This is a genomic window from Actinoplanes sp. NPDC026623, from assembly GCF_040638275.1.
Classification (GTDB): Bacteria; Actinomycetota; Actinomycetes; order Mycobacteriales; family Micromonosporaceae; genus Actinoplanes.
The window spans coordinates 1-5,103 of the sequence record NZ_JBEZXZ010000344.1 but is presented as its reverse complement, the minus strand read 5'-3'; the positions used below and the strand labels follow the sequence as shown (position 1 = coordinate 5,103).

Genomic DNA, 5,103 nt, shown 5'->3' with positions numbered 1-5,103 from the left:
ACCGGATCGGCCCCGCAGGACGCAGCCGGCCGCCCGGTGCGGGCCGCCGCGCCACCAGCGGGCCACGCGATGCCGCCGCTCGACGGCCTGGTCGCGGCGGTCAACACGGCGGCGTTCGCGCCGGGCTCGGCCGACGAGCAGCAGGCCGAACTGGCCGGCAGCCAGGCCGTCGCCTACAGCGAGGCGCTGCGGGCCAGGCGGTCCTGGTGGCGGCGCGTCTGGTGGACCCTGCACCCGGGCCCGCTGGGCTGGCACCGCGAGAAATCATAGGCGGAATCAGCGGACCGGCCGCTCCTTGATCTCATCGCGCCGGGCCGTCAGCGCGGCGAGAATCGCCTCCTGCTCCTCCACCTCGGTGAACAGCAGCGACACCTCCGCGGCATCGATCGGATAGTCCTGTCCGCCTATCCGCCGGCGCAACTCCGCCACCTGTGCCTGCAGGTCGGCGATGTCCTGGTCCAGACGCTCCGGTTCCGTACCCATGGCTTCCCGTCCTCCCGTCTCGTGCGGTCGTATACCCGCTTCCGCCCGCCCATAACGTCGGGCCGGTGGCCCAGGTCACCTTCGGCGGCACCCCGGTCGCGGCCCGCGGCGAAGTCGAGGAGGCTCTGCGAGGAGGTCCGTTCTGACATGTCTGCCGCCCGAGATGTAACCGCGCGCTCCCCGGCGGCGCCCCGGTTCGCCGCCCTGCGCAACCGGGACTGCCGGCCGTACCTGTTCGGTGCGGCGATGGCGATGATGGCCGACAACATCGAGCACGTCATCACGTACTGGGTGCTCTGGGAGAGATTCCACTCCCCCGCCCTGGCCGGCTTCCAGGTGATCAGCCACTGGGTGCCGTTCCTGCTCTTCTCGGTCTATTCCGGAGCGCTGGCCGACCGGTTCGACTGCCGCAGGGTCATCCAGGTCGGGCAGGCCCTGTTCATGATCGTGTCCGCGACCTGGGGCGTCCTGCTGCTGACCGGTCCCTGGAGATCTGGTCCGCGTGCGTGCTGCTGGTGCTCCACGGGCTCGCCGGATGCCTCTGGGGCCCGGCCGAGCAGCTGATGCTGCACGACTTCGTCGGCAACGAAGGCCTGCCCAGCGCGGTGCGCCTCAACGCCACCTTCCGCAGCCTGGGCGTCCTGTTCGGCCCGGTGGTCGGCTCGGCGCTGCTGCTCGGCCTCGGACCGACCGCCGGCATCTTCGCCAACGTCGCCTTCTACCTGCCGCTGACGATCTTCCTGTTCCGGACGAAATTCACCGGACACACCCGCGACCACGGCACCCCGCGCCCCCGGATGGGCCTTGTCGATTCGGTACGCGTGCTGCGCGACATCCGAACCAACCGCACCCTCCTCAGCATGATCATCCTGGGCGGGATGGGCTCGTTCTTCGTCGGCGCCTCGATGCAGTCGTCGATGCCGATCTTCGCCGAGGACCTGGGCGCGGGCAGCGCCGGCACGGCGTACGGGATCCTGCTCTTCGCCAACGGCGCGGGCGGGGTGATCGGCGGCGTGCTGCTCGAAGCGACCGGCCGGCTCCGGCCGACCGTGACCGCCGCCGTCGTCTGCACCGGCGTCTACGGCCTCAGCACCCTGCTCTTCGCCGTCTCCGACAACTACCCGCTGGCGTTGCTCCTGCTCGTCATCGGCGGCGTCGCCAACCTGGCGTCGATGTCCATCGGGCAGACCCTCGCGCAGTTGCTCGCCCCGCCGGCCGACCGGGGCCGCGTCATCGGCGTCTACGGCATGTCGGCCAACGGCCTGCGCTTCGGCAGCGGCATCACGGTCGGACTCTTCGGCGGCATCGTCGGCATCCACTGGTCGCTCGGGCTCAGCGCCGCCACGCTATGCGCGGGAACCTTGCTGGCGGGCCTGGCGGCACGCCGCCCATAAGGCCGAACCGGGCCGCGTCATCGGCGTCTACGGCATGTCGGCCAACGGCCTGCGCTTCGGCAGCGGCATCACGGTCGGACTCTTCGGCAGCATCGTCGGCATCCACTGGTCGCTCGGGCTCAGCGCCGCCACGCTATGCGCGGGAACCTTCTGGCGGGCCTGGCGGCACGCCGCCCGTCATGGCTCCCGGCCACGCACCGATGACCCACGTCCGGGAATCGCCGCAGCCGGCTCCACGCGACATTCCGGTGAGGCGGCCCGGTGTTTCGCCGGGGAGATGCGCTGATGACCCGCTTCCAGCTCAGCGCCGAGCACCGTCGGCCACCGACACGGCCACCACAGAAACAGTCACCACAGAAACAGCCACTGCAGGAACAAGCCACCGCCGGAGCAGCCACCACCGGAACGACCACGCAAGAAGACAGCCGCAGGGAACGGCCAGCACAGGAAACGACCGCCGCGGGAAACGACCACCGCAGAGAACGACCACGAAAGAAGACAGCCGCAGGGAAAGGCCAGCACAGGAAACGACCACTGCGGGGAAGGACCACTGCGCGGAACGACCACCGTGGGAACGGTCCCAGGAGCTTGAGAGACGGAACGGCTCAGGGTGTCGAACGGCAGTCCGGCCCGCGCGAAGCTCAGTGAACTCCTGGACCGGAGGAGGCACGGCGCGCCGATTTCCGCACCCGCCTCGCCCGGCGCCAGGGCCTCGTCTTCATCGGGGATTTCGCCGCCGGGGGGTCGGCGCAGGCGGGGAGGTCCTGTCGAGACTGGTCTGGGCAGGACCTCCCCGCATGCGCGCCGGCTGTGGCGTCAGAAGGGTGCAGGTCCGCGACCGACCAGCGACATCAGCACCTGGGTCGCGAGCAGGCGCCGGATGCCGGTGACGGCAACCGTGCCGATCTGCTCATAGGGCAACTCCAGTTGCAGCCCATCACTCGCGTTGCGAAGCTCCGTGCTGACCTGGTCCGGGCGGAAGGTTCCGCTCCAGCCGTTGAGATCTCCGCGGTGATTGGTGCCGAGCGAGGCCATGCCGGCCACGCGTGCGCCGTCGACGAGGATCAGTGTTGCGGGACCCGAGTAGGTCGTCATAGTAATCAACCGTAACGGCTCCACCCCGATCGTGGCCCCGCGCGGGTGATACCTGGACCTCCGCCTCGCTGATTCGATCGATATCACCTATTGCGGTAACCGGAACCTTCCGCTGAGTTACGGAACCGCCCTGCCGCAGTGGCCGCCGCTCCACAAGATCACCACAATCGGGGCAACGCCGGGGGATCTTGATATTGGACGGATCCGGGTCAGCTTCTCGGTGCGTCCCGCAGCGCGCTCGACTGCACACTATGTGCGGCGCAACCGCGGATCAGACCGGACCCGAAGTGGACCTTACGGATTGCCCGGTTCGGCGCGAAGCCCCGCACCACGTGCAAATGCCGGCAGAGCACGGATGAGCGGGACGTGACGCGTGGCCCGTCGCGGAAGCGGAGGGCCAGGCGGACAGGCTACCCAGGGACGGCTGGGCCGGACGGTGATCACGACACACCCGGTCGCCGGTGTTGGGTGATTCGGATCAGACCGACGACCAGAGCCGCCAGCGGCGGCACGGCCACACTCCCCAGGGACAGCTGGGCCGGACGGCGATCACGACACACCCGGTCGCCAGTGTTGGGCGGTTCGGATCAGACCGACGGCCAGAGCCGAGAGCGGCGGGGGCGGGGGCGGGGGCGGGGCCGTGGCTGATCGACGTCTCCGGTGACGGCGGAGACAGCTGCGCCGGCGGGATGACAGACTTGACCCATGGGTTTGTTCACGCTGGCGCAGGCACGGGTCGAGCTGGCCGGGCTGCGGCCGCTGCTCGACGAGCTCGTCGTCGTCCGGGCTGATGTGGTCGAACTGGCCGCCGCCCTGACCACCGGCGGTGAACCGACCGAGCTCGGTGGTCTTCCCGAGCTGAAGGCCGCCGAGGCTCGGCTCAACGAGCTGATGACCGAGGTGCAGCGGACGGGGGCCGAGCTCAAGGGCGTGGCACCGCTGCTCGTCGACTTTCCCTCCGATCTGGACGGTGTTCCGGTGCTGCTGTGCTGGCTGGAGGGCGAGGACGCACTGGACTGGTACCACCGCCTCGACCTCGGCTTCGCGGGACGGCGTCGGCTGCCCTGACACCACAGGAAAGAGCAGGCTCCCCGCGTCCCACCACGTCGACTCCCCTCCGGGAGATGTCCCGTCGAGGAATCGCTCGCAGGGGTCGGCCGATCAGCGCCGCACCCGCGACTCCTGCACGAGTACGACTGTGGTCGCCGATGGCCGGAGCCCTTCGCGGTGGACGACTCCCGGATCAGCAGCAGATCGCCCGCGGGATGCTGAACTGCGTGAAGCCGGGCGGCGCCTGCCCTCGATGACAAGGGCGCCCCGGAGCTCACCCACCGATACCCCGCTCACGCCGCCGGGAGGCTGACGCCGGCAGGCTCCCGATCTTCCAAGCGTCATCACTCGACGGCTCAAGGGGGCTCTTGGCTCAAATGCGGGTGAGCCGCCCGGCAGGTTCGCCGGGCGGCTCGTGGGGTCGTGCGGTGACTCAGGCGATCTTGACGTTGAACAGGTTGTTGGCGGCCAGCTTGCGGAACGCGGTGAGGCTGGTCTTCTTGCTGTCGATGCTGATGTCGCGGTCGCCTTGGTCGTCGTGCTTGGTGTCGAAGTACACGATCGCCTTGATCGCCGGCCGCTTGGCCAGCTCCGGCAGCACACTGTTGAACCCAGCCGACTTGTCGACCGGCCGACCGACGCGGTGGTAGACACCCCACTCGGCGATCATCAGCGGCTTCGCCGAGTGCTTCTTTGTCGCCCAGTCGTAGAACGTCGGACCGTTCTTGGCCTTACGGTCGAGCAGGTCGGCGAACTGGCCGTAGTGGTACGCGCCGCGCTCGGCGGAGACGTAGGAGTCCAGGCCCATCCAGTCGACGACGTCATCACCCGGGTACAGATCCGCCCACCAGGACTGCGCCATCCACTTCTCGTTGCCCATGTACGCCATCACGTTGATCGCATTGTCGACACCCTTGGCCTCGAGGCGCTGGATGGTGTGGCGGTACATGGCGGCGAAGTCCTTGGCCTCCCAGCCGGAGCCCTTACGGGCGATGACGTCGTTCTCCGGCTCGTGGTTGAGCACGAGGAAGAACTTTTCCGGGAAGTCCTTCTTGATCCGGGCGGCGAACGCGTCGATCCG

At 69.0% G+C, this 5,103-nt stretch carries 7 protein-coding genes and 1 pseudogene; 5 read left to right on the top strand and 3 right to left on the bottom strand.

The genetic code is table 11. The features are described 5' to 3' along the window. Positions 1-270 (top strand): annotated as a pseudogene (locus AB0F10_RS44095) (transglutaminase domain-containing protein); the annotation flags it as partial. Between the two features lie 6 nt (positions 271-276). On the opposite strand, the gene AB0F10_RS44090 reads toward AB0F10_RS44095, so the two are convergent. Continuing rightward, the gene (locus AB0F10_RS44090) at positions 277-483 is read right to left on the bottom strand and encodes a hypothetical protein (RefSeq protein ID WP_360640262.1); all 207 of its coding nucleotides are present in this window, start codon (positions 481-483) and stop codon (positions 277-279) included. Between the two features lie 147 nt (positions 484-630). On the opposite strand from AB0F10_RS44090, the gene AB0F10_RS44085 reads away from it, so the two are divergent. The 3 genes from AB0F10_RS44085 to AB0F10_RS44075 are packed head-to-tail and all read left to right on the top strand — an operon-like array spanning position 631 to position 2,163. Next, positions 631-1,047, top strand: a complete 417-nt coding sequence (locus tag AB0F10_RS44085) for an MFS transporter (protein WP_360640259.1) — start codon at positions 631-633, stop codon at positions 1,045-1,047. After that, entirely contained in the window at positions 990-1,877 is an 888-nt protein-coding gene (locus AB0F10_RS44080) for an MFS transporter (RefSeq protein WP_360640256.1), read from the top strand. Before AB0F10_RS44085 ends, AB0F10_RS44080 begins: the two co-directional genes overlap by 58 nt. Before the next feature lie 34 nt (positions 1,878-1,911). Then, positions 1,912-2,163, top strand: coding sequence for a hypothetical protein (locus AB0F10_RS44075; RefSeq protein ID WP_360640253.1), 252 nt, complete (start codon positions 1,912-1,914; stop codon positions 2,161-2,163). Positions 2,164-2,693: 530 nt separating this feature from the next. Here the strand turns inward: AB0F10_RS44075 and AB0F10_RS44070 are convergent. Next, a complete protein-coding gene (locus tag AB0F10_RS44070; RefSeq protein WP_360640250.1) occupies positions 2,694-2,972 on the bottom strand; it encodes a hypothetical protein in 279 nt (92 codons plus the stop codon). 705 nt (positions 2,973-3,677) lie between these two features. On the opposite strand from AB0F10_RS44070, the gene AB0F10_RS44065 reads away from it, so the two are divergent. Further along, positions 3,678-4,040: a DUF2203 domain-containing protein gene (locus tag AB0F10_RS44065; protein ID WP_360640248.1), complete on the top strand. Its 363-nt coding sequence runs from the start codon at positions 3,678-3,680 to the stop codon at positions 4,038-4,040. 415 nt (positions 4,041-4,455) lie between these two features. Here the strand turns inward: AB0F10_RS44065 and AB0F10_RS44060 are convergent. Beyond that, the coding region (locus tag AB0F10_RS44060; RefSeq protein ID WP_360640245.1) for a glycosyl hydrolase at positions 4,456-5,103 on the bottom strand (648 nt) is incomplete at its 5' end.